We start from the raw sequence: 22,888 nt of genomic DNA, 5'->3' as shown, positions 1-22,888 counted from the left end.
CTAATCTCTCAATGTAGCACCAAATTGGGTGTTTAAGTGTTCAACAACCTTGTCAACGATTGCCGAGATTTCTTTCTCTTCTAGCGTCTTCTCTACCGCTTGCAATGTTAAAGCGATCGCATAACTGATCTTATCAGCAGCTATCCCTTCTCCTTGGTAGACGTCAAACAAGTTTAGTTCAACTAATTGATTTCCGCCAACTTTTTTAATTTCGTTTAACACTTTACCAACTTGGACAGATTTATCCACTACAAAAGCTAAATCGCGTCGGTTAGACGGGAATTTAGAAATTGCTTGAGCAGCCGGTACCTGACTTGTTAGCAATACATCAGTTAATAGTTCAAATACGAAAGTTTTTGGTTTCAAACCAATTTTCTTCGCCACTTCTGGGTGTACTGCACCAATAAATCCTAAATACTGGCTATTTTTATAGATAGCAGCAGATTGGCCAGGATGCAAGGCAGAATGCGATTCTATTTTAAATTCATATTCAGCTTTATTATCAAGCTGTTGCAATAAAGCCTCAACGTCACCTTTGATATCAAAGAAATCAACTGGGCGTTTTTCCAATGTCCAGTGCTCGCCATGACGTAAACCTGTGATAGCGCCAGCCAATACGCGTGTTTGGCGAATACCGTTCTCAGCATCTTTATCAGGGGTAAAAATCAACCCCGATTCGAATAACTGTAAGCGGCTTTGTTGACGGTTAGCGTTATAAATAACAGCACCTAACAAACCAGCTAAACAAGACAAACGCATTGCCGACATATCCGCAGAAATCGGATGGGGTAACACTAAAGCTTCAGCATTGTTGTGCAAGGCATCTTGTTTTTTCGGATCAACAAACGAATATGTAATAGCTTCTTGATAACCTAGAGTAACCAAACAGCTTTTGGCGAAATCTAATGACTTAACCGCTTCTGGTTTAGCACTCATATTCAACTGCGCAACTGGGCGCTGCATAGGAATATTGTTATATCCATAAATGCGTGCAACTTCTTCGATTAAATCTTCTTCAATCGAAATATCAAAACGATAACCTGGAATAACTGCATTCCAGCCAGCTTCGGTTGTTTCAACAGTTAAACCTAAACGCGTCAACATTTCAGTTACAGTATCAGCTGCTATCTCAATACCTAATTTAGATTTAAGTTTAGCCGCACGTAAAGTTACGCTTTTAGCTTGAGGCAATGCACTTGCAACTTCAGCAGTAGACACTTGCGCAGCTTCACCACCACAAATATCTAAAATTAATTGGGTAGCACGTTCAATGGCTTGTCGCTGAATACTTGGGTCGACACCACGCTCAAATCTGTGTGATGAATCTGTATGTAAACCGTATTGGCGTGCTTTACCCATCATAAAATCAGGCGCAAAAAATGCACTTTCCAATAAAATGTCTTGAGTCGATTCTGTTACACCTGAGTCTTGACCACCAAAAATACCCGCTAAAGCAAGTGTCTTAGTTTCATCGGCTATCACTAGAGTATCAGCTTTTAAACTAACTTCTTGGCCGTCTAACAAAGTGAGCTTTTCACCGTCATTCGCTAAACGTACAACAATGCCACCTTCAACTTTGTTCAAGTCAAACGCGTGCATTGGTTGGCCTAACTCCAACATAACTAAATTAGTTACATCAACAATTGGGTCAATTGAGCGAATGCCACTACGACGTAATTTTTCAACTAACCACAATGGTGAAGCTTTTGCTACATCAACTCCTTTGATCACTCGACCAGCGTATTTAGCACAAGCTTGCTCAGCAGCAAGTTCAATTGATACAGGCGCGTCGATACTCGCAACAACTGGTGAGATAGCCACAGGCGTTAAGTCATGGTTATTTAATACGCCAACTTCACGCGCTAAACCTTGAATGCTTAAACAATCAGCGCGATTTGGGGTTAAATCAACTTCAATTGATACATCGTCTAATTTTAAATATTGACGAATGTCTTGACCAATTGGCGCATCTGCTGGCAATTCAATTATGCCAGGAGCTTCTTCGGCTAAACCTAATTCAGCTTCAGAGCACAACATACCAAACGAAGGCACACCGCGTAGTTTAGCTTTTTTAATTTTAAAATTGCCTGGTAACACAGCACCAATAGTAGCAACCGCAACTTTTAATCCTAAACGACAGTTTTTAGCACCACAAACTATATCTAATAACTCGTCTTGACCAACATCAATTTTGGTCACTTGTAATTTTTCTGCATCTGGGTGTGGCCCACATTCAACAACGTGACCCACTAGCACACCACTAAATTCGCCAGCAACTGGCTCTACAGCATCAACCTCTAGGCCGGCCATAGTAATTTGTTCGACTAATTCTTGCTGGCTAACGTTCGGATTAATCCATTCTCTTAACCAAGATTCGCTAAATTTCATATTCTCTCCGACAATTCCTAGTTAAACTGTTTTAAAAAACGTACGTCATTTTCAAAAAATGAACGCAAATCGTTAACGCCATAACGCAACATAGTTAAGCGCTCTACCCCAATTCCAAAAGCAAAACCTGTGTATTGTTCTGGGTCGATATTTACGCCTTTTAAAACGTTAGGGTGAACCATGCCACAGCCTAGGATTTCTAACCATTTGCCATCTTTAGTTTTTACATCCACTTCAGCTGAAGGTTCAGTGAATGGGAAGAATGATGGACGGAATCTAACTTCTAACTCTTCTTCAAAGAAGAATTGTAAGAAATCAAACAAAATGCCTTTTAATTGCGCGAAAGTGACATCTTTATCCACCAATAAACCTTCAATTTGATGGAACATTGGCGTGTGTGTTTGATCGTAATCGTTGCGATATACACGGCCAGGAGAAATAATTCTAAGTGGCGGTTGCTCAGCTTCCATAGTGCGAATTTGCACACCTGAAGTTTGCGTACGCAAAACTAACTTAGGGTTAAAGTAGAAAGTATCGTGATCAGCACGCGCTGGATGATTATCAGGAATATTCAATGCATCAAAATTGTGCCAGTCATCTTCAACTTCAGGGCCAACACGAGTTTGGAAACCCAAATCAGCAAAAAACGATTCTACACGTTGAATGGTTTTTGACACTGGGTGCAAACCACCCGCATTTAGTTCGCGGCCTGGCAAAGTAATATCAACACTTTCTTCAGCTAATTTTTTGTCTAATTCAGCTTGTTGGAACGCATCACGCTTATCGTTTAACAAAGCTTGAACTTGCTGCTTAGCTTGATTGATGGCTTGGCCGGCTTTGGGCTTTTCTTCAGGTGGCAATTTACCCAAAGTTTTCATTTGTTCGGTAAAAAGACCTTTTTTACCCAAATATTGCACTCGAATTTCATCTAGTGCTGCTAGGTCATTTGCTTCTGTGATAGCAAGCTCTGCCGCTGCTACGATAGCATCTAAATTCATTAAGAATTTTCCCCAGAATTAGCTTGAAAAATAAACCGCGTATTTTAACTGATTTAACGTAAAAATGTAGTCAAATATCAGCAAATTAGCGATTTAGCTGAGATTAGTCGGAAAAGGGGTTTCTGAGTATTGGAAAGGTAGAGAAGTGAGGTGGAGTAGACACAAAAAAGGGGCTGTGTTAACCACGCCCCTTTCAACAAAAATCAGTATTTTGATAAACGAATTAAGCTAAAGCTTCTTTCGCTTTTTCAACTAAAGCAGTAAAAGTTGCTTTGTCATATACTGCGATATCAGCCAAAATCTTACGATCGATTTCAACAGAAGCTTTTTTCAAACCATTGATGAAACAGCTGTATGATAAACCGTTTTGACGTGAAGCAGCGTTAATACGTGCAATCCATAATTGACGAAATTGACGTTTACGTTGACGACGGTCACGGTATGCATATTGACCAGCTTTAGTTACAGCTTGAGTAGCTACACGGAATACGCGGCTACGAGCACCGTAATAACCTTTAGCTTGCTTTAATACTTTTTTGTGTGCTGCGCGTGCAACTACACCACGTTTAACTCTAGGCATTATTCAGTCTCCTATCTTATGCGTATGGCAACATGCGAACGATCAATGGAACATCATTTTGATGAACTTGAGTTTTCGCACGAAGGTGACGTTTACGCTTAGAGCTTTTCTTGGTCAAAATATGACGCAAGTGTGATTGTTTGCATTTAAAACCGCCATTAGCAGTTTTTTTGAAGCGCTTCGCAGCACCTCTATGGCTTTTGATTTTTGACATTGAGTTTACTCCGCATTGTCAATTTACATTATGCAGCAAGGCGTGTTAGTTAAAAACTAACAACTTTAAGCCGTTACTACTTCTTAATTGGTGCCAACACCATGATCATTTGACGACCTTCAACTCGAGTCGGGAAAGATTCCACTTGAGCCAAGTCAGATAAGTCGTCTTTGATACGATTCATCATATCAATACCGATCTCTTGGTGTGCCATTTCACGACCGCGGAAGCGAATTGTTACTTTAGCTTTGTCACCATCTTCTAAAAAGCGCGTCAGGTTGCGTAGTTTTACCTGATAGTCGCCTATATCAGTTCCAGGTCGGAATTTAATTTCCTTAACCTGAACCTGCTTTTGCTTTTTCTTCTGCTCTTTAGCAGATTTACTTTTTTCGTAAAGAAACTTGCCATAGTCCATCACTCGACAGACTGGCGGTGCCGCATTCGGACTTATTTCAACTAAGTCTAACTTAGCTTCATCTGCCATTTCTTGTGCTTGACGCAAACTAACAACACCAGCTTGCTCACCATCCGCGCCAATTAAGCGCACTTCTTTAGCATCGATCTCATCGTTAATACGAGCTTTGCCTGCCTCTGGGCTTTTTCTACCACCTTTAATGGTTCATTCCTCCACGAAAATTATAATTTTTTACAGTCAACGTCGCTTTTTAATAATGCAACAGCATCATCTATCGACATAACACCTAGGTCTTCACCTTTGCGTGTACGTACTGCAACTTGACCATTCTCTAATTCTTTATCCCCAACAACTAACATGTATGGGATACGCTTTAAAGTATGCTCGCGGATTTTAAAGCCAATTTTCTCATTTCTCAAGTCAGCTTTGGCTCTAAATCCATTTTTGTTCAATATTTTAGCAATATTTTCGCAATATTCGCCTTGTTTGTCGGTAATATTGAGAATAACCGCCTGACATGGTGATAACCACACAGGGAAATGACCCGCATACTCTTCAGTTAAAATACCGATAAAACGTTCAATTGAACCTAAAATCGCACGGTGAATCATTACCGGAACTTGGCGATCGTTGTTTTCAGATACATAACTTGCACCTAAACGACCCGGTAGCGCAAAGTCTAGCTGAATTGTGCCACATTGCCATGCTCTATCTAAACAATCGTACAAAGTAAATTCGATTTTAGGGCCGTAAAATGCGCCCTCACCTGGCTGAAGGTCAAATTCAATGCCATTGGCTGTTAATGCTTCAGAAAGCGCTTGTTCTGATCTATCCCACATAGCATCATCACCAATACGCTTTTCAGGGCGAGTTGATAATTTAACCGCGATGTTTTCAAAACCAAAAGTTTTATAAGTGTCATAAACCATGCGGATACAATCACTCACTTCACTTTGAACTTGCTCTTCAGTACAGAAAATATGTGCATCATCTTGGGTAAAACCACGTACACGCATCAAACCGTGTAATGCACCCGATGGTTCATTGCGGTGACAACAACCAAATTCAGCCATACGCAATGGTAAATCGCGGTACGATTTTAAACCTTGATTGAAAATTTGTACGTGACCAGGACAGTTCATTGGTTTAATTGCATATTCACGCTTTTCTGATTCAGTCGTGAACATGTTTTCTGCGTATTTATCCCAGTGACCTGATTTTTCCCAAAGCACACGGTCCATCATCATTGGACCTTTCACTTCTTCGTAATCGTATTCGCGTAATTTCTCACGAACAAAATCTTCTAATTCACGGTAGATAGTCCAACCATCATTGTGCCAAAACACCATACCTGGTGCTTCTTCTTGCCAGTGGAATAAATCGAGGGCTTTACCAATTTTTCTATGGTCGCGCTTTTCAGCTTCAGCTAAACGGTTTATATAAGACTTTAATTGCTTTTTATCTGCCCATGCTGTGCCGTATACACGTTGCAACATTTTATTGTCAGAGTCACCGCGCCAGTATGCACCAGCAACTTTCATCAATTTAAAATGCTGACAGAATTTCATATTAGGAACGTGTGGACCACGACACATATCTGTGTATTCTTCATGGTGATACAACGCTGGTTTGTCATCTTTAGAAATATTTTGATCTAATATTTCCATTTTGTAAGGTTCGCCACGCTGTTCAAAGGCATCACGCGCTTCTTGCCAGCTCACACGCTTTTTAACAACGTCATAGTTAGTTTTGGCCAACTGCAACATGCGTTTTTCAAGCGCTTCGATATCTTCTTGAGTTAAAGACTTGTCTAAATCGACATCGTAGTAAAAACCATTATCTATGGTTGGACCAATTGCCATTTTTACGTCAGGGAAAAGCTGTTTAATTGCATGACCTAATAAATGCGCACATGAGTGTCGGATAATCTCTAAGCCATCTTCATCTTTGGCTGTGATAATTTCTAACTTAGCGTCTTGTTCAATTAAGTCACATGCATCAACACGTTGGCCGTCTACACGGCCAGCAATAGTTGCTTTGGCCAAACCAGGGCCAATTGATTCAGCAACTTGCATTACTGTTACAGCTTGCTCAAAAGCTCTTGTTGAGCCATCAGGAAGAGTGATAATAGGCATTGTCTTTCCTTTACCAGTGGTGACACCTACCAAGTGCCACTTGTTTATATTAGTTAGCAGAATTTCGAAGCCGAGTATGATACTCATATCTAAAAGCAATTAAAACAAGCAAGTTAGATAATTTTCTAGAAATATGCATATTCAAATTGATTGGGTATATTGACTTATATTTGTTATATTGCGCCGCCTAAAATAAATGTATGGACGGGTTAGTACTTATGTCGAACTTAAATGATATTGCAAAACTTGAATTGACAGTTGAGCAATTGAGTATTGAGGAAAAATTAACAAACTTTGAATACTCAAGCAAAGACATAAGCAAAAAAGCCTTATTACCCCAGCTGAGTGCTTTTGTTGGCATTACCCAAAAGGTAACTCAGCCAGTACATTTGTTGTGTGGCCAACCACAAACAGCCCAACTACTATCTTGGTTGGGCTTAGACAACCAGCTTATTTCAAATTGTGGTAAAGAAACCTTATTTGGCCGCTTTAAACATACAGCCAGTGGTAAAGCACATTTTTTTACTGGCGAGATTTTTGAAAGTGACAATGACTACCTTATTTTCTCCGCTCACCTATTATTACAAGATTTAGATTGTGCCGATTTATTGATTAAAACTGCGGTCGCCGATGTTTTTGATACTCAATGGTTAACTAAAGATTACCAACAAGCTGAGTTTAAACAACTTAGACACAGTAAAATCAAACTAGATAAAACTATAATTATTTTGGGTGATTACGAATCTATCCAACAACTCTTGTACGTATGCCCTGCACTTGTACAAATTAGCCATGAGCGCATTCACGAAGCGGATTACGCTGTAGAAGTAAATCAAACAACATTAAATGCGCTTTACGCCCTACTGACTGATTTATCTCACAAGTTTGACGATACTGCATTTAACGCCTTGGTTTGGGCACTCGCGCGTAAATGCGAAGACCAAAAATGGATGTCGATTGACTTAAATTATATAGAACAGATTCAACAACGCATTGGCCAAAGTATTAACCAACACACAATAGAACAAGTGGTGCGTGAATTAGAAGGTTTTAACGCAACCGCACGTTTATTTAATTATGAACAAATTAAAAATAATAGTATCAAGGTAGATTTTACCGGCGCAGTTATTGGTCAGATAAATGGCTTAACCGTTGTTGAAACAGCCTTAGCTGAATTTGGTGAGCCTTCGCGTATCACTGCCAATATATTTGTCGGTGAAGGTGATATTAGCGATATTGAACGCAAGTCAGATTTGGGCGGAAATATCCATGCAAAAGCTATGATGATTTTGTCATCTTTCGTCTCTAAAGTGTTTGCTAGAAACGAGCCCTTACCTATTTCTTCAAACATAGTCTTTGAACAGTCATATCACGAAGTAGATGGTGACAGTGCATCACTTGCAGAGCTTTATGCTTTGTTATCTGCTATTGCTAATGTGCCAATTAAACAAAACATTGCTGTGACCGGCGCTATGGATCAACTAGGTAATGTATTAGCAGTTGGTGGTGTCGATTTAAAAATTGAAGGTTTTTATACACTAGCAAAACTTAAAGCCCCCTCTGAGGAGCATGCTGTCATAATTCCTAAAGCAAACATTGCTAATTTAAACCTAACCAGTGAAATAAAAACAGCGGTCAATAATGGTACTTTCAAAATTTATGCAATTGACCACGTTACTCAGGCAGCAGAACTGCTAACTGGTAAAGTAGCCGAAACGGACGACCATAAAGGTCTGTTCGATTTGGTTGGAGCCGAATTAGATAAATTTAGCCAACAACATGAAGAAACAGCTTCTATTTGGCATAAATTAACCAAGATTTTTAATAAATAGTAATTAATTAGCTGCTCAGACTTGTTTAGCGCACACGTGTTCGCTAAAGTATGCGCCGAATTTTAAACAAATATTGACTTAGCCTATATGAAACAAAATAGTTTTGATAAAGAAGGCCTATTGGCATGTAGCCGTGGCGAACTTTTCGGCCCAGGTAATAGCCAACTTCCTGCGCCAAATATGTTAATGATGGATCGCATTACTGCTATCTATGAAGAAGGTGGTGTTGCTAATAAAGGCTACATTGAAGCTGAATTAGATATCACACCAGATCTATGGTTCTTTGATTGTCACTTCCCAGGTGATCCTGTAATGCCGGGTTGCCTTGGTTTAGACGCTATGTGGCAATTGGTTGGTTTCTTCTTAGGTTGGTCTGGTGGACCTGGTAAAGGCCGTGCATTAGGTGTAGGTGAAGTTAAATTTACTGGCCAAATTTTACCAACCGCTAAAAAAGTTACTTACCGTATAGATATGAAACGTGTAATTAAGCGTAAATTATTTATGGGTATGGCTGACGGAACTGTTGCGGTAGATGGTAAAGTAATCTACGAAGCGAAAGATTTAAAAGTTGGTTTATTCCAAGACACTTCTGGTTTTTAATTTTACTTAGATAAAATTTAGTGCCAGATAAGAAAAAAGCCCTTGCGGGCTTTTTTCTTACTTTCCTCCAAAAAACGAAACTCTGTCATCTACCGCCGTTCGCCATCCACCCAACCACTGGGCTCGGGTATCAGTTTCCTGATACGGACAACATTCTTTAGTTTTACCAGTTAGACCTGCTTGATAGCCTTTAGACTGAGCTCTTTCTAAACGATCACGCTTTTGTCTTTTCATTTAAGCAATTCCTTAATCCGTTTTTGGTTTTTGGATATTTGATTTGAAGTAGCGCTTTTACTGCGTCTTCAAATTCAAATTAGCTAAATTAGTATGGTATTGCAACAGGGAATTTTGCTGGACACTGGTTACTTAACAAACAGAATGTTAAGTAACCAGCTGATTAAATGGAAGTTTCTACCACTTTACCTATGGTCAATTACGTTAGATCGTTTTTCTATTAGAAAAGGTGTTTTTAAACAAAAATGTAATAAAAAATAAACCCAAATGAAACCAAGAGCTTGCAGCACCCTTTCGTTTTATTTTCGCTTCGTCTTCCGGCAATACACAATCAAATGTTCCTTTCGCATCGGGTACTAACCGCACACTATATTCAACCTGCTCTCGAACAAACTCTCCAGTTGTAGAGTCAACCAGTTGCTGCCCCATAATATTTCGAGCGGTTTGAGTAAAAGATGCATGAGTTAATATTGAACCATCATTATTAATCGCAACCGCATCGACTATTGTCATGTCTGTATCACAAGTTAATAAGTCGTTTAGATCGTACATTTCATCTGTATCTGTGTAATAAACAAAACCATGTTTGGGCGTTAAGCCACCTGATAATGTCGAAGTTTCAGTTTGACCAACAATAACGTTTTGGTTATTAATTGCTCTAGCTGATGTATTAGCGCCTACTGCAAAATCATCAATTTTTTGTACAACTGTGTCAGCGGAATTCAGATCGTAATAAAAGCTCTTACGAACAGAACTTAAACCGGCCAAGTCTATCATGGTGCCTATAACGATATTATTGTCGTTAATATCAACCGCCCTACTTTCGCGATAAGTTTGAGGATTGGTAATTATGTGCACATTCCCATTATGAAATAGTGCAGCTTGAAGCCTGACGACATCATCAACCGTAACCACATGTGAATCACCAACGGCATACCCATCATTGTTCACCGCAAATGCTCGGCTGAAATAACTAGCAGAGTTGACTGCGGCGCTATCATCTAGCGCTATACCTAAATCAATCGGCTGCGACACTTCACCATTGGCATTCACTTTCCACATTAATGCATGAGTCTTGAAATAGCTTCGTTGATTCGCGACATTACCGTTAAACACGCCCCACAAACAAACATCTTCTGGTCTTGGGTTATCTAAATCTGAGTCGTCGCCAGCTTTACAAGCTAATTCTAGCGACAAAATACTATTGGTTTCTGCAACTGAACCATAACCAACAACCCAACCAGAATCAGACACATTGGTTGCATAACTAACACCACCGACAATCTCATCGTAAGGTGGAACAAGTTCTATTACTCGATTTTTCGTTTTGACAAAACCACGTCGGATAAAGTTTGGCATTAACCAAGTTTCATCATTAAATTCCGCTTTGGTAAAAGTCGAACTTGAATCTCCTGCTATCCAGGAAAGATTGTTGATGGCGCGCGCTTGTTCGTTATTAAAATAAGATAACTCTTCTGTTTCTGGGTTAATTGAATCAAAAATCACTAACTCTTCGCTTTCATTATCTTCTGCAAAGGAAGAACGATACGAAGCGGCTTGTTGATAACGACCATCATTGGCATTAGTGCGTATATACTCAAGCACAACACGTAAGCTAGCGGCATCAAAATTACCTTTTTTTACTCTCTCTAGGTAGCTGACATTATTAACACCACCTGAAGCTAAAGTTGCAGCTAAGGTCAAATCTCTGTCATCTAAATCCAACAAAGACAAATCGATTGGATGTTCAAAAATGCTTAAATTAGCCGAAATCACTTCGCCACTGTCATTCATGTCAATCGGGAAGCTATCTTTAAACTCTTCGGCTGTACTAATAGTTTCTAAGCTGTAGTTAATCGCATTTGCTTGCACAAATGCACTTGCACTAGCGGTTATTAAGGCAATCGATAATTTTGTTAGTTTATTCATCATTTAATTATTCTGTAAGCTTTCTAATTCTTCCCATTGCTCAAAAGCAGTTTCTAACTCAGCTTCAACTTTGGCTAATTCATCTAATTTAGCTTGGGTGTAACTTTGTTCTTTACTGAAAAACTCTGCTGAATTAATTTCTAATTGCAAAGTTTCTATCTTACTTTCAAGTTGTTCAATAGTTTGTGGCAAAGATTCTAACAAACGTTTCTGCTTATACGACAGTTTTGTTTTGTTATTTTGTGTTTTTTCGACTGGCTCAGGGCTTTTTGGTTCAGCTTTGCTATCTGTTTTTTTATTTGTTTGTCCTAGCGATTGGTTTCTTTGCGTTATTGTTGGCACGATAACATCATAACCACCAACAAATTCTTCAATCACACCATTGCCATGGAAGTAATAACTTGAAGTAACTGTATTGTTCACAAACTCACGGTCGTGCGATACCAACAACAAAGTACCTGAATATTGGTCTAATAACTCTTCGAGTAATTCTAAGGTTTCTACATCTAAGTCATTTGTTGGCTCATCGAGCACCAATAAGTTAGCTGGTTTCAAAAACAATTTAGCCAACAATAAACGGTTTTTCTCGCCACCAGATAATGATTTCACCGGTGAACGTGCGCGCTGTGGACTAAACAAAAAGTCTTGTAAATAACCTAATGCATGGCGTGTTTGGCCGTTAAATACCACATCCTGTTTGCCATCAGCAACATTGTCCATCACCGACTTTTCTTCGTCTAACTGCGAACGATATTGGTCAAAATAAACTACATCTAGATTAGTACCGACTTTAATTGTGCCTGAATCTGGGGCTAATTGCCCCAAAATCAATTTAATAAAAGTAGATTTACCACAGCCATTTGGCCCAACTAAACCTATTTTGTCACCACGTAGAATTAAGCCGTTGAAGTCAGTAACAATTTTTTGCTCAGCAAACGAATGATTTAAACCTTGAATTTCAGCAACAACCTTACCTGAACGTTTGTCTTCTTCTAACTTCAAGTTTGCTGTGCCTTGCACATCACGACGTGCGGCTCTATCACGGCGCATTTGTTCTAAATGGCGAACACGCCCTTCGTTACGGGTACGTCGAGCTTTAATACCTTGACGTATCCAAGCTTCTTCTTGGGCAAGTTTAATATCAAACTTTCTATTGGTTTCTTCTTCTATTTTTAGATATTCAGCTTTATCAACTAAATACTGGTCATATCCACGCTCAAAACGGATCAGCTTACCGCGGTCTAAATCTAAAATAGAATCTGATAAATTACGGACAAACGCCCTATCATGCGAAATAAAAACCACTGCACCGTTAAATTCTTTTAAGAAGTTTTCTAGCCAAGCAATAGATTGATAATCCAAGTGGTTAGTTGGTTCATCCAACAATAAAATATCCGGCTCTATCACCAAAGCACGAGCTAAAGCGACTTTGCGCAACCAACCACCTGACATTGAGGTTAACAAAGTATCTGATGACAAACTCAAGCGAGAAATAACTTGCTGAATTTTTGGCTCTAATGACCAAGCATCCAATTTTTCAATTTGCTGTTGTACGGCTGACATTTTATCTAAACAGGCATCAGCTTGACTACTCAACGCATAAAATTCGCCTAATGCTTTGCCAGCTTCGCCTAAACCTTCAGCGACATATTGATAAACAGTGCCTTGAGTATTACGCGGTGGATCTTGTGGCAAACGTGAAATCACAGTGCCTGCACGTAAATTTACTTCACCTGTATCTAAATTCTGCTCACCACTGATCACTTTAAGTAAAGTTGATTTACCCGTGCCGTTGCGGCCTAAAATTGAAATTTTTTCACCTTTGTTTATTTGTAACTCAGCACCATTTAAAAGTGCATGGTCACCAAAAGCTAAATGACCATTGGTAATTCGGTATAAATTCATATTAGTTATCTAACCACTCAATCACTTGCTGCTCGTCAAACGGCCAATTTAAACATTCTTTAGTTAAGCTATCTTGCAATACAGGTATGCGTTTACCAAACTGCTCAACCATTTTTTCATCATCTGCAATATCTATTAAAACGATATGCTCTGCTAAGCCTATATTAGCCAATACCTTAAAGGCGACTTCACACAAGTGGCAGCCTTCTGTGCCTAGCAATAATAATTGTGTTTGTTCCATTGTTATTTCTGAGGCTTAAATAAGCGCCAAGCTTGGCGGATATTCGCTTTACGCTTAAAGTCGAACGGCATAGTTTTATGGGTTAAGTCTTGCCACTGTAATCCCATTTCCGCTAACGCTTCTTCATCTAACTTAAACGAGCGTAAATTGTTTGAGAAATAAATATCCCCCCCCGATTTTAAGTGCTCCAATGCTAAACGGATTAATTGCACATGATCTCTTTGTACATCAAAGTCATTACTTAATTTTTTCGAGTTAGAAAAGCTAGGGGGATCAATAAAAATTAAATCAAACTGATTGTTGGTGCGTTTTAACCAATCGATACTATCCATAGCAACAAACGGATGCCAAGCGGCGTTAATGCCATTTAACTCAAAATTTTGTTTACCCCAGTCCAAATACTTTTTCGACAAATCAACCGAAGTCACTTGAGTTGCACCACCTAAAGCAGCATGCACACTGACACTACAAGTATATGAAAATAGATTAAGTACAGATTTACCACGACTCACTTGACCAATCAGTTTGCGCATATCTCTGTGGTCTAAAAACAAACCTGTATCTAAATAATCATATAAGTTTACATTAAATAGCGCTTGGCCTTCGCGCACTGTCATTACTTCGCCACGATCTGCGGCTTTTTTGTATTGCTCGTTGCCTTTTTGTTTTTTACGCACTTTTAGCGCAATTTTGCTAGGGTCAGTTCCTAATACAAATGGCGCAGTTAACAGTACTTCGTTTAACCTAGCTTGGGCTTTTTCTTCTGGAATGCTTTTAGGGGCAGCATATTCATAAACAACTAATGTGTCTTGATAAATATCTATAGCGACATTGTAGTTGGGTAAATCACCATCATATACGCGGTAACATTCGGTATCGGCTTGTCGTGCTTGTTTGGCAAATTGTTTAAAGTTTTTCTTTAAGCGGTTTTGAAACTCAAGCGCCAAACCTTCACGCGGATGGTTTGCATCTTGCGCAGCTTCTATCTGGTAATTCGCCACTATACAATCAAGCGCGGCATTTTTAACTTTGTATTTTTTATTAGCCGAGAGTTTTAAGTAACGCAACGCATCAACTGCCGATGAAATAACAGTTAATGACCAACCAGCATGTTGCTGTTTAATATTATGGCCAAAATCTAAATACAAATGCGCAATAGCTACTTGGTCTTCTAACCTTTCACCATATGGTGGATTAGAGATAATAAAACCTGTCTCTGATTTTACTTTTAACGTGTGTTCAACAGCATTTTGCCGTTCAAAATGAATATACCCTGCAACACCTGCATCTTCGGCATTTTGCCTTGCAACCGTTAATTCACGGTTATTAATGTCAAAACCGTATAATTGAAAATCTGCATCAGCTATGATTTTTTCATCGTATTCAATTTTAATTTGTTCGAACAAAGCTTTGTCGTGCGAAAGCCATGCGTCAAATCCCCATTTACGGCGATATTGTTGCGCAGGCATTTGGCAAGCCATTTGTGCAGCTTCAATTAACAAAGTACCTGAGCCACAGAAATAGTCGACTAACGGCGCAGATGGATTATCCAACCAACCACTGCGCATAACTACAGCGGCTGCGATATTTTCTTTGATTGGCGCTCTACCTGCTTGCGTGCGATAACCGCGTTGATGCAAACTCGCACCAGAAAAGTCTAAAAAGATATGCGCTTGTTTTTTAATTAAACGACCTTGAATACGAATATCTGCGTTTGTTTTATCAACATTTGGTCGACGGCCAATTTCTTCGTTAAACAAGTCACAAATAGCGTCTTTAATCACTTGGGCACTAAACTGGGTATTGCGCAAAGCATCATTGGTGCCGTTAAAATCAACACTCAAAGTCACTTTGTCGTTGAATTGCATAGGCCAATCAACTGATTGAGTAATTTTATATAAATCGTTTTTATTTACGCAATCGCCGCTAGCAAGCTCTAACAATACTTTATTGGCCAATCTTGAGGTATAACAAAGGCGGTAGGCCTGCTCCATAGTGCCTTCAAACCAAACTGAAGATACTGAGAGTTTTATATTTTCGATGCCAAGTGCGGTTAATTCACTTTCAAGTAAGTTTTCTAACCCTTTGGATGTTGTGACTAAAAACTTTGCCATTGTTTACCTCAATAATGTTGAGGCGGCATTATACCCTAGCTGCTTTAGATTGCGACTAGATAACGCATATTTAAAAATAAAACCAATGCTTTAGTTTTAATTCGGTTTCTGTGGTGTAGCCCATAGCTTTTGCGGTGACAGTGCCGGTTTCATCTAACCAATAATAACTTGGAAAAGCGCTGACATTAAATGCTTCGGCGACACTTTGTTCCCCTAGATATACAGGAAAACTTAACTCGTGTTTTGCAACAAAATCTTTAACTTCATCGACTGTTTGATAGCTTAACGCAACAACCAGCAGATTGACCTCTCGCTGATGCGACATGTATAAGCTTTGCAGGTTATTTATACTTATATGACAAACGCTACACCAAGGTGCTATAAAATAAACTAAAGTTGGTTTTTTATTGTTTTGCAGTTGTATATTCACTTCTGCCAATTGAATTGTTAAATTATGATCAATTTGACCTTGAACTGTTAGCTGGTCGATTTGATGGCCTGACTCCAGCATATTTCGCGACTGAAACCAGAAAATAGCCACCATTATTAATATTATAAAAATCGCTTCATACGCCCATTTTGCAATTCTTTTTAACCACATTTTGGTTTATCCTTAGTTCTAAACAACTACGAGTTGCCGCATTATATAATTAAAAACAACGGAGAGAGTCTCTTGAACAAGACCCGTTTATTGCCTATTTGCTTTCTACCTTTAACATTTTTATTCGGTTGTGACCAAGGTGTTACCTTAAAATCAATTTGTGAAAACACAGCACAATTTTGCGAAGATTTAAATGACGACGCTTGGTGTAAAAAAGAACGTAAAGAAGTGATATTCGGTCGTTATAACGAATCGATAAATCCGAGTGACCAAGTAAGGTTTAAACTCATTATGGATTTGGAAAAGTACTCTAGCTGTGTCGAAAAAGCCTCATTTATTGAACACATCAAACTTAAAGATAAACAAACTGGCCGGGTTAAAGGGTTTGTAACCTCTGTGCGCGAGTTAGAGCGCTTATCTAAAGTAACAGCTGACAGCCAAGATCCAAACTTATTGTATTGGCATTGGTCACGTAACGGTGATGAAGATGCAATGAGCCGATTTCTCGGGTTACGCGATAGCGGTATTTTACAAACCCCAGAATTACAATTTAAGCTTGCGACCTATTACGTTAAATTTGACCGGGATTTAACCATAGATACTTTGTATCGGGCGTTGGAACTCTATAACGAAGGCGACAAGATCAACCCAGAGATTTTAAATACACTGAGCACTTTGTATTTAAAAGAAGAGAAGTTTAAACATGCTTATGTGTGGGGCAAACTTGCTAAAGACTTTGGTGTTAGTGATATAGATTTAGCCCCGCTTAGAGCTGTATTGAGAACCGAAGGCGTGCCAATTTCACAACTAAATGACTTAGCAAGTGAATATGAAGCTTCGCTAGAATCAGGAACTTTTGAACCGCCTAAAAGGTAAACTACCTTTTAGGCTGTACGACATGAGCTTTATTCTTTAACTGAAACGTATATTACGCATTTTATCAGCTAAACCTAAAATCACCTTTTCAATGGTTGCTGACGCGGCAAAAGGTAATTTTTCCAATACATTTTTTGCAATTGCAAATTTCACTTGATATACGTCTGCATTATCAATTTGTGCTAACAGATAATCATCACTGGTTTGTAAATCATCAACCAAACCAAGCGATTTAGCTTGTGAAGCCATCCAATGTTCACCAGTTGCAACTTTTTTCACATCTAAATCAGGACGGAATGAGCCTATGTGTTCAACAAACAATTGGTGAATTTCTTCTAATTCAGCTTTAAATTTCTCACGCGCTTTATCGGTATTTTCACCAAACATAGTTAAGGTGCGTTTAAACTCACCCGCTGTGATTTGTTCAAACTCAATATCATGCTTTTTCAAAATTTTATTAAAGTTTGGTAGTTGGGCAATTACGCCAATTGAACCAACAATAGCAAATGGTGCAGCAATAATTTTATCTGCAACGCACGCCATCATATATCCACCACTTGCAGCTACTTTATCAATTGAAATAGTTAGCGGAATATTCTTTTGTTTTAAGCGTGCTAACTGGCTTGCTGCTAGTCCATAGCCGTGCACAACACCACCACCACTTTCTAATTTAATCAATACTTCGTCTTGCTCTGTGGCAACCGCCAAAATAGCTGTGACTTCTTCGCGTAAGTTTTCAACTTCTTGTGCATCAATGCCAGATTTAAACTCAACCACAAACAAACGCTTTTTATCATTGTTGCTTGCTTGCTTTTCATCATCTGATTTTTTCGCATTTTCTTTTGCTAGTTTTTTTGCTGCCTTTTGCGCTTCTTTCTCAGCTTGTTTAGCGGCTTTTTCTTTGTGTTTGAGTTGCTCTTTAGTCAAAAGACGTGCTTCTAGTGCATCTTTCATTTCTTTAAACTTTTCAGAAAGGTTGGTTAATTCCAACTCACCCTTTTTATTTTTTGCAGATTTTTTGCTTTGTGCCGCAGCAACCAAAATAACCACGATAGCGACAACAAAAGTTATGGTTTTTGCTAAAAACAAACCATAATCGTATAAAAATTCCATGCTAAACACCTTTAAATTTCATAATGTTACAAGCTTATCATAAGCAATGATACCCAAGCTACTTGAAGATGCGAGATTTCAGCAAGAATAAAAAGCATTTAGACAAGGCATTGATTGAAGATAATGGTTATCCCTGTTCAAAATCAATAACGCAGTATAAATGCTTTTTAGCCTTGCCCTTCGGGAGCTTCACATCGTTTCTATTACTGCGTTATGTTAATTTGAAAGGTGCCTACATTCCCTCATTAACATGCCTTGTACTAAAAACGCTGTGATAGCTCTGAAATGCGCATCTTCAAATAGCTTGGGTATAAAAATCGTAGATTCAAACGCTGATCAAAATTCAACCACTTATTTTTTATCATATTTTTCAATAAGTTAAAACATAATCACATATAAACCCACAAAAGTATCCACACCTTTAGTGGATAAACAATTTATACGCGCGAACACTCGATTAATTTACCACCAAACCTGAATATTTATTCACCAGTGAGAGATAACAATTAAAATATATTATTAATTCACTCATTTAAGCTAAATATGTTAATAACATTGGTTTAATTATTGACCAAACCGAGCAATTTTTTGACTCTAAAACTAGGTATAGATCGAGCAATTAGATTAGGCGATCACTTTTTGATCAGTTTTTATATTGTTTATTTTCAACAACTTAAAAGTTACCCACTAGCTAATACACATACTTATCTACAGTTTCTGTTAGTTATTTTATAACTCTGATGAAGTTATGCTAATTTACTCTTCAACAACTGTCTTTTGTGAGTAAAGATCCCTAAAAAGGCTAAATAGCGCAAAGTTATCCACATTACCCACAAGATTCCTTGAACAATTTGGCGATATTTTCGACTAAGTTTTAAACTTAACCTTCGTAAATAGTCAGTTGAAAAGCTGCTGTGAATAAGCCACTTATGAACTTATTCGAGCCTTTAAAAAAATCACTAATACCTGTAGATTAGCAATCTACGACAATTGTTTATTTTTGCTAGTACACCCTAATGGCACTTTCAGATCAGACCGCAATATTAACCCAACAAGCCCTATGGCGAATTGCCGCGCCATGTAATGGCCATGTGAACAATATATCTAACCATCCAAGTAATTTGATAAGCCACCAGTTAGCGGGTGAAGGTGTATGTATTGAAATATACGGAGAGCAATTAGTTAGCCCGGTTGATGGCGTAATTGTATTTATAGAGCCACTATTAACTATGTTACGGATAAAAACTACTAAAGGCTTGATAGTTGAAATTAGGCTACCAGACATAGTCAAAGATATGATGCGTAACGGCTTTAAACTGATGGCTGCCGAGCAGCAACAAGTAACAACAGGCCAAGTATTATTGACATTCCACCGGCAAAAACTGCTCAGTTTGCAAAACAAACTACACAGCAATAAAAAGCTCCACCTATCCATGACGCTACCTAACTTACCTAGCCAATATGTAGTACAATGCCACTTTAACAAAGTAACCGCCGCACAAGACTTTTGTATAGAAGTTTATCCACCGGCAGACCGATCTCAGGAGCAAACGTGTTAGTTGTATATGGTATTCCTAACTGCGATACAGTTAAAAAAGCAAAAAAATATTTAGAAGAAAACAATATTGAATTTCAGTTCCACAATTTTAAAAAAGATGGTGTGGATAAAACACAAGTAGAAGCTTGGTTGAGTCAAATCCCAGCCGACATGTTAATCAACAAACGTGGTACAACGTGGCGCGCTTTGCCAGACGAGACTAAACAGAATTTAACCGCAGAAGTCGCAGTTGAACTGGCACTGGAAAATCCGTCTATTATTAAACGCCCTGTGGTTGATAACCAAGGTCAATTTAGTGTTGGTTTTAAAGCCCAAGATTGGGACAAAGCATTTTTAAGCGAGTAAGTTTTCATGTCTGAAGTTATTGATATTTTAAAAGACCTTATTTCTCGTCCGTCAGTTACCCCTGAAGACGCTGGCTGCCAAGAGTTTATGGCTGACTATTTAAAAGCATCAGGTTTTGATATCGAATCTATGGTGTTTGACGATACAACCAATATGTGGGCGCGCAAAGGCAAAGAAGGCCCAGTATTTTGTTTTGCTGGCCATACTGATGTTGTACCAACAGGGCCACTAGATAAATGGCATACACCGCCATTTGAACCAACTGAAATCAATGGTTATCTGCACGGCCGTGGCACAGCCGATATGAAAGGCAGCTTGGCTGCTATGTTAGTGGCTACAAGACGTTTTGTTGAAAAACATCCAGATCATAAAGGCTCTATCGCATTTCTAATTACCAGCGATGAAGAAGGCCCTTTTATCAATGGTACGACCCGTGTTATCGATACATTAGAAGCGCGTAACGAAAAAATCACTTGGGCTTTGGTTGGTGAACCTTCGAGCACGCATAAAGTGGGTGATGTGATTAAAAATGGCCGTAGAGGTTCATTAAGTGGCGACTTAATTGTAAAAGGTGTGCAAGGGCACGTTGCCTACCCCCACCTTGCAAAAAACCCTGTGCATATGGCAGCGCCTGCATTGACTGAGTTATCACAAATTCAGTGGGATAAAGGTAACGATTATTTCCCTCCAACTAGCTTCCAAATTTCTAACATCAATGCTGGCACAGGTGCAACTAACGTTGTTCCAGGTGAAATGCATGTACAATTTAATTTTAGATATAGCACAGAAGTAACAGCTGAAATTTTGGTCGAACGTGTACACAGCATTTTAGATGCGCACGGTTTAGACTATGATTTAGATTGGACTTATAACGGCTTACCCTTTTTAACCGACAAAGGTTTATTAGTAGAAGCTGCAGTAAAAGCAATTGAAGACACCACACATATTACCCCAGAGCTTTTAACCACAGGCGGTACTTCTGATGGCCGTTTTATTGCGCCTACTGGTGCGCAAGTAGTTGAGCTAGGCCCTGTCAATGCAACCATTCATAAGCTCAATGAATGTATCAAAATGGAAGACATTGAGTTGTTGACCGACATGTACGAAAAAATTCTGATTAACTTATTGGCAAATGACTAAGCCGGTTTTTAATCAGCTGCAATTAATGGGGTTGGATACAAGTCATTTAATCGAGTTGTATCCAAACCATTTTGTACATCAGCAAGTTGCGGAGCCAATAAAAGCTTTGCAACTTGCGTCACAACAAGCAGGTTTTGATTTGCGTCTAGCCAGCAGTTTTAGAAGTTTTGCCCGCCAGCAGCTTATTTGGAACGACAAAACACAAGGTAAACGTCCTGTATTTAATCGCCAGCAACAGCAAGTTGATTTAAGCAAATATTCTGAAATTGATGCGATAAACAAGATCTGTATTTATAGTGCCATTCCGGGATTCAGTCGCCATCATTGGGGAACAGATTTTGATGTGTACGACGCTAAGCAGTTTGACGCTGAAAACCGCCCTCAGCTTACACCTGATGAATATAAATCAGGTGGCCCAAACTACCCTATGTATCTGTGGCTATTAGAAAATATGAGTCAGTTTGGCTTTGTTCACGTATATACAGATAATCAACAAACAGGGGTTGCCGCTGAGCCTTGGCATATTAGCCATTTACCAACGGCGAAAATTGCTCAACAAGCTTTCAAGCTGTCGGAATGTACACAAATTTTATCTGAGCAACCTCTAGCATATAAACAAACTCTGCTAGATAATTTAGCTGATTTATATCAAACCTATGTCGAGGCGTATTATGTCTAGTTGGGCGATCGCAGCCATTATCATTTTGGCTTTATTATTTATTCTTGGACCTATTGTCAGTTTGATGGGCTCGGGCAAATTTAAAATGCCAAAAGATTTTAAAAATACCCAAGGATATGATCAGGATAAAGACAAAGAAGACTAACCCTTGTCGCTAACTCGCCTTTTCGGCCTAAAATAATTGGTGTTTAAATAGAAACTTTGTTGCTGGTTATCTTGATACCAAGTCGGCACACCTAAAATAGGCAAAGGGGACAATTTTTTATTGTCACTCAAAGTTTTGTCCACCCGCATTTCTTTAGCTAACAAGCTATCTAAAATCCGATATTGATTAGATAAAGTTTCAGAAAAAAAGCAGGGGTCTACTTTTATAAAATAGGCTTTGGCGGTTAAACCAATATAAGGTGCCAACGCCATTTCATACATTGCATGACCAAACACAAAGGGTCGAATGCTTTGATACCATTGTGAGCGCTTATCCCAAAAACTTTCCACCCACATATGATTGCGCAACGCATTTTTTTGCTCATCATGTGTATAAGCTAAAATAATTCCGCATTCATCAAATAAAGTTAAAGCGTCACGTTGTTTGGTGCGTTTTTTTAAACCATGTTCACTTATATCTGCTACATGTAATTGATTGATGGCTTGTTTACTTGCAGGAAACAATCCCCAAATCAAAGCGTTAAAAAAGTCGTGCCAATTGTCTTTGCGAGTTGGTATAAGCCCTGTTTGATTAATAAAAGCCTCATAACCTAATTCAGCCAATTCAGGGCTATCTTCGTCTTGCTCAACAAACTTGCGCTGTGCAATTGCGAAAGCTGGCGCTTTATCCGCAATCTGTTTGCTTAGTTGTGCTGGCATAGGAAAATTATCAAGCTTGAGTAAATCCGTATATAAAACAGCTAAATCTTGATATATACCTTTGGATAAATCAGCTTGCTGATAACTAACATCAGCAAGCCATTTTTTAGGTTTAACAGCCGACAAA

At 38.8% G+C, this 22,888-nt stretch carries 22 protein-coding genes; 8 read left to right on the top strand and 14 right to left on the bottom strand.

The window, feature by feature from the left end; all coding sequences use genetic code 11:
• From pheT to thrS, 6 genes are all read right to left on the bottom strand, one after another.
• On the bottom strand, window positions 1-2,388 hold the full coding sequence (gene pheT, locus WSC_RS0106070) for a phenylalanine--tRNA ligase subunit beta (protein WP_016955026.1): 2,388 nt from the start codon (window positions 2,386-2,388) through the stop codon (window positions 1-3).
• Window positions 2,389-2,405: 17 nt separating this feature from the next.
• Entirely contained in the window at window positions 2,406-3,386 is a 981-nt protein-coding gene (gene pheS / locus WSC_RS0106065) for a phenylalanine--tRNA ligase subunit alpha (RefSeq protein WP_016955025.1), read from the bottom strand.
• Between the two features lie 223 nt (window positions 3,387-3,609).
• Window positions 3,610-3,966, bottom strand: a complete 357-nt coding sequence (rplT, locus tag WSC_RS0106060) for a 50S ribosomal protein L20 (protein WP_016955024.1) — start codon at window positions 3,964-3,966, stop codon at window positions 3,610-3,612.
• A 16-nt stretch (window positions 3,967-3,982) separates the two neighbouring features.
• Window positions 3,983-4,180 (bottom strand): 50S ribosomal protein L35, encoded by a 198-nt coding sequence (gene rpmI, locus WSC_RS0106055; protein ID WP_016955023.1) that lies wholly within the window; start codon window positions 4,178-4,180, stop codon window positions 3,983-3,985.
• Between the two features lie 76 nt (window positions 4,181-4,256).
• Window positions 4,257-4,796 (bottom strand): translation initiation factor IF-3, encoded by a 540-nt coding sequence (gene infC / locus WSC_RS0106050; RefSeq protein WP_040393987.1) that lies wholly within the window; start codon window positions 4,794-4,796, stop codon window positions 4,257-4,259.
• Between the two features lie 20 nt (window positions 4,797-4,816).
• On the bottom strand, window positions 4,817-6,730 hold the full coding sequence (gene thrS, locus WSC_RS0106045; RefSeq protein ID WP_016955021.1) for a threonine--tRNA ligase: 1,914 nt from the start codon (window positions 6,728-6,730) through the stop codon (window positions 4,817-4,819).
• Window positions 6,731-6,948: 218 nt separating this feature from the next.
• Here thrS and WSC_RS23970 point away from each other — a divergent pair, with 218 nt between their 5' ends.
• Both WSC_RS23970 and fabA read left to right on the top strand, forming a co-directional pair.
• A complete protein-coding gene (locus WSC_RS23970; RefSeq protein ID WP_016955020.1) occupies window positions 6,949-8,562 on the top strand; it encodes a S16 family serine protease in 1,614 nt (537 codons plus the stop codon).
• 87 nt (window positions 8,563-8,649) lie between these two features.
• On the top strand, window positions 8,650-9,162 hold the full coding sequence (gene fabA, locus WSC_RS0106035; RefSeq protein WP_016955019.1) for a 3-hydroxyacyl-[acyl-carrier-protein] dehydratase FabA: 513 nt from the start codon (window positions 8,650-8,652) through the stop codon (window positions 9,160-9,162).
• Window positions 9,163-9,219: 57 nt separating this feature from the next.
• On the opposite strand, the gene rmf is transcribed toward fabA, so the two are convergent.
• From rmf to WSC_RS23965, 6 genes are all read right to left on the bottom strand, one after another.
• Complete coding sequence (gene rmf, locus WSC_RS0106030; RefSeq protein WP_016955018.1) at window positions 9,220-9,396, bottom strand: ribosome modulation factor; 177 nt, start codon at window positions 9,394-9,396, stop codon at window positions 9,220-9,222.
• A gap of 204 nt (window positions 9,397-9,600) precedes the next feature.
• Complete coding sequence (locus tag WSC_RS0106025; RefSeq protein ID WP_016955017.1) at window positions 9,601-11,328, bottom strand: DUF3466 family protein; 1,728 nt, start codon at window positions 11,326-11,328, stop codon at window positions 9,601-9,603.
• The gene (uup, locus tag WSC_RS0106020) at window positions 11,329-13,230 is read right to left on the bottom strand and encodes an ATP-binding cassette ATPase Uup (RefSeq protein WP_016955016.1); all 1,902 of its coding nucleotides are present in this window, start codon (window positions 13,228-13,230) and stop codon (window positions 11,329-11,331) included.
• 1 nt (window position 13,231) lies between these two features.
• A complete protein-coding gene (locus tag WSC_RS0106015) occupies window positions 13,232-13,471 on the bottom strand; it encodes a glutaredoxin family protein (RefSeq protein ID WP_016955015.1) in 240 nt (79 codons plus the stop codon).
• 2 nt (window positions 13,472-13,473) lie between these two features.
• Window positions 13,474-15,585 carry a bifunctional 23S rRNA (guanine(2069)-N(7))-methyltransferase RlmK/23S rRNA (guanine(2445)-N(2))-methyltransferase RlmL gene (gene rlmKL / locus WSC_RS0106010; protein ID WP_016955014.1) on the bottom strand — a complete coding sequence of 704 codons (2,112 nt, stop codon included), beginning with the start codon at window positions 15,583-15,585 and terminating at the stop codon, window positions 13,474-13,476.
• A gap of 70 nt (window positions 15,586-15,655) precedes the next feature.
• Window positions 15,656-16,186: a TlpA family protein disulfide reductase gene (locus WSC_RS23965; RefSeq protein ID WP_016955013.1), complete on the bottom strand. Its 531-nt coding sequence runs from the start codon at window positions 16,184-16,186 to the stop codon at window positions 15,656-15,658.
• A gap of 72 nt (window positions 16,187-16,258) precedes the next feature.
• Here WSC_RS23965 and WSC_RS0106000 point away from each other — a divergent pair, with 72 nt between their 5' ends.
• On the top strand, window positions 16,259-17,062 hold the full coding sequence (locus WSC_RS0106000; protein WP_016955012.1) for a DUF2989 domain-containing protein: 804 nt from the start codon (window positions 16,259-16,261) through the stop codon (window positions 17,060-17,062).
• A 36-nt stretch (window positions 17,063-17,098) separates the two neighbouring features.
• Here WSC_RS0106000 and sohB read toward each other — a convergent pair whose 3' ends face one another.
• Window positions 17,099-18,175 (bottom strand): protease SohB, encoded by a 1,077-nt coding sequence (sohB, locus tag WSC_RS0105995; RefSeq protein WP_016955011.1) that lies wholly within the window; start codon window positions 18,173-18,175, stop codon window positions 17,099-17,101.
• Window positions 18,176-19,191: 1,016 nt separating this feature from the next.
• Here sohB and WSC_RS0105990 point away from each other — a divergent pair.
• From WSC_RS0105990 to WSC_RS24605, 5 genes are read left to right on the top strand one after another with little or no spacing between them, the layout of a single operon-like run.
• On the top strand, window positions 19,192-19,734 hold the full coding sequence (locus WSC_RS0105990; protein ID WP_016955010.1) for a PTS glucose transporter subunit IIA: 543 nt from the start codon (window positions 19,192-19,194) through the stop codon (window positions 19,732-19,734).
• On the top strand, window positions 19,728-20,078 hold the full coding sequence (locus WSC_RS0105985; protein WP_016955009.1) for an arsenate reductase: 351 nt from the start codon (window positions 19,728-19,730) through the stop codon (window positions 20,076-20,078). The genes WSC_RS0105990 and WSC_RS0105985 overlap by 7 nt, the downstream gene beginning before the upstream one ends.
• Window positions 20,079-20,084: 6 nt before the next feature.
• Window positions 20,085-21,218, top strand: a complete 1,134-nt coding sequence (dapE, locus tag WSC_RS0105980; protein WP_016955008.1) for a succinyl-diaminopimelate desuccinylase — start codon at window positions 20,085-20,087, stop codon at window positions 21,216-21,218.
• Window positions 21,211-21,897 (top strand): M15 family metallopeptidase, encoded by a 687-nt coding sequence (locus tag WSC_RS0105975; protein WP_016955007.1) that lies wholly within the window; start codon window positions 21,211-21,213, stop codon window positions 21,895-21,897. Before dapE ends, WSC_RS0105975 begins: the two co-directional genes overlap by 8 nt.
• Window positions 21,890-22,042 carry a DUF2897 family protein gene (locus tag WSC_RS24605; RefSeq protein ID WP_016955006.1) on the top strand — a complete coding sequence of 51 codons (153 nt, stop codon included), beginning with the start codon at window positions 21,890-21,892 and terminating at the stop codon, window positions 22,040-22,042. The genes WSC_RS0105975 and WSC_RS24605 overlap by 8 nt, the downstream gene beginning before the upstream one ends.
• Here WSC_RS24605 and WSC_RS0105965 read toward each other — a convergent pair.
• A complete protein-coding gene (locus tag WSC_RS0105965) occupies window positions 22,039-22,887 on the bottom strand; it encodes a DUF3025 domain-containing protein (RefSeq protein WP_016955005.1) in 849 nt (282 codons plus the stop codon). The genes WSC_RS24605 and WSC_RS0105965 overlap by 4 nt on opposite strands.
• Window position 22,888 lies beyond the last annotated feature (1 nt).

The sequence above is a fragment of the Catenovulum agarivorans YM01 genome (assembly GCF_000281085.1).
Lineage (GTDB): Bacteria > Pseudomonadota > Gammaproteobacteria > Enterobacterales > Alteromonadaceae > Catenovulum > Catenovulum agarivorans.
Note: the sequence above shows the minus strand (reverse complement) of the source record. Positions and strands in the feature narration are given on the sequence as shown.

Coding starts and splice junctions, on each gene's coding strand:
- pheT (WP_016955026.1), bottom strand. CDS start 2,388: ATGAAATTTAGCGAATCTTGGTTAAGAGAATGGATTAATCCGAACGTT.
- pheS (WP_016955025.1), bottom strand. CDS start 3,386: ATGAATTTAGATGCTATCGTAGCAGCGGCAGAGCTTGCTATCACAGAA.
- rplT (WP_016955024.1), bottom strand. CDS start 3,966: ATGCCTAGAGTTAAACGTGGTGTAGTTGCACGCGCAGCACACAAAAAA.
- rpmI (WP_016955023.1), bottom strand. CDS start 4,180: ATGTCAAAAATCAAAAGCCATAGAGGTGCTGCGAAGCGCTTCAAAAAA.
- thrS (WP_016955021.1), bottom strand. CDS start 6,730: ATGCCTATTATCACTCTTCCTGATGGCTCAACAAGAGCTTTTGAGCAA.
- WSC_RS23970 (WP_016955020.1), top strand. CDS start 6,949: ATGTCGAACTTAAATGATATTGCAAAACTTGAATTGACAGTTGAGCAA.
- fabA (WP_016955019.1), top strand. CDS start 8,650: ATGAAACAAAATAGTTTTGATAAAGAAGGCCTATTGGCATGTAGCCGT.
- rmf (WP_016955018.1), bottom strand. CDS start 9,396: ATGAAAAGACAAAAGCGTGATCGTTTAGAAAGAGCTCAGTCTAAAGGC.
- WSC_RS0106025 (WP_016955017.1), bottom strand. CDS start 11,328: ATGATGAATAAACTAACAAAATTATCGATTGCCTTAATAACCGCTAGT.
- uup (WP_016955016.1), bottom strand. CDS start 13,230: ATGAATTTATACCGAATTACCAATGGTCATTTAGCTTTTGGTGACCAT.
- WSC_RS0106015 (WP_016955015.1), bottom strand. CDS start 13,471: ATGGAACAAACACAATTATTATTGCTAGGCACAGAAGGCTGCCACTTG.
- rlmKL (WP_016955014.1), bottom strand. CDS start 15,585: ATGGCAAAGTTTTTAGTCACAACATCCAAAGGGTTAGAAAACTTACTT.
- WSC_RS23965 (WP_016955013.1), bottom strand. CDS start 16,186: ATGTGGTTAAAAAGAATTGCAAAATGGGCGTATGAAGCGATTTTTATA.
- sohB (WP_016955011.1), bottom strand. CDS start 18,175: ATGGAATTTTTATACGATTATGGTTTGTTTTTAGCAAAAACCATAACT.
- WSC_RS0105990 (WP_016955010.1), top strand. CDS start 19,192: ATGGCACTTTCAGATCAGACCGCAATATTAACCCAACAAGCCCTATGG.
- dapE (WP_016955008.1), top strand. CDS start 20,085: ATGTCTGAAGTTATTGATATTTTAAAAGACCTTATTTCTCGTCCGTCA.
- WSC_RS0105975 (WP_016955007.1), top strand. CDS start 21,211: ATGACTAAGCCGGTTTTTAATCAGCTGCAATTAATGGGGTTGGATACA.
- WSC_RS24605 (WP_016955006.1), top strand. CDS start 21,890: ATGTCTAGTTGGGCGATCGCAGCCATTATCATTTTGGCTTTATTATTT.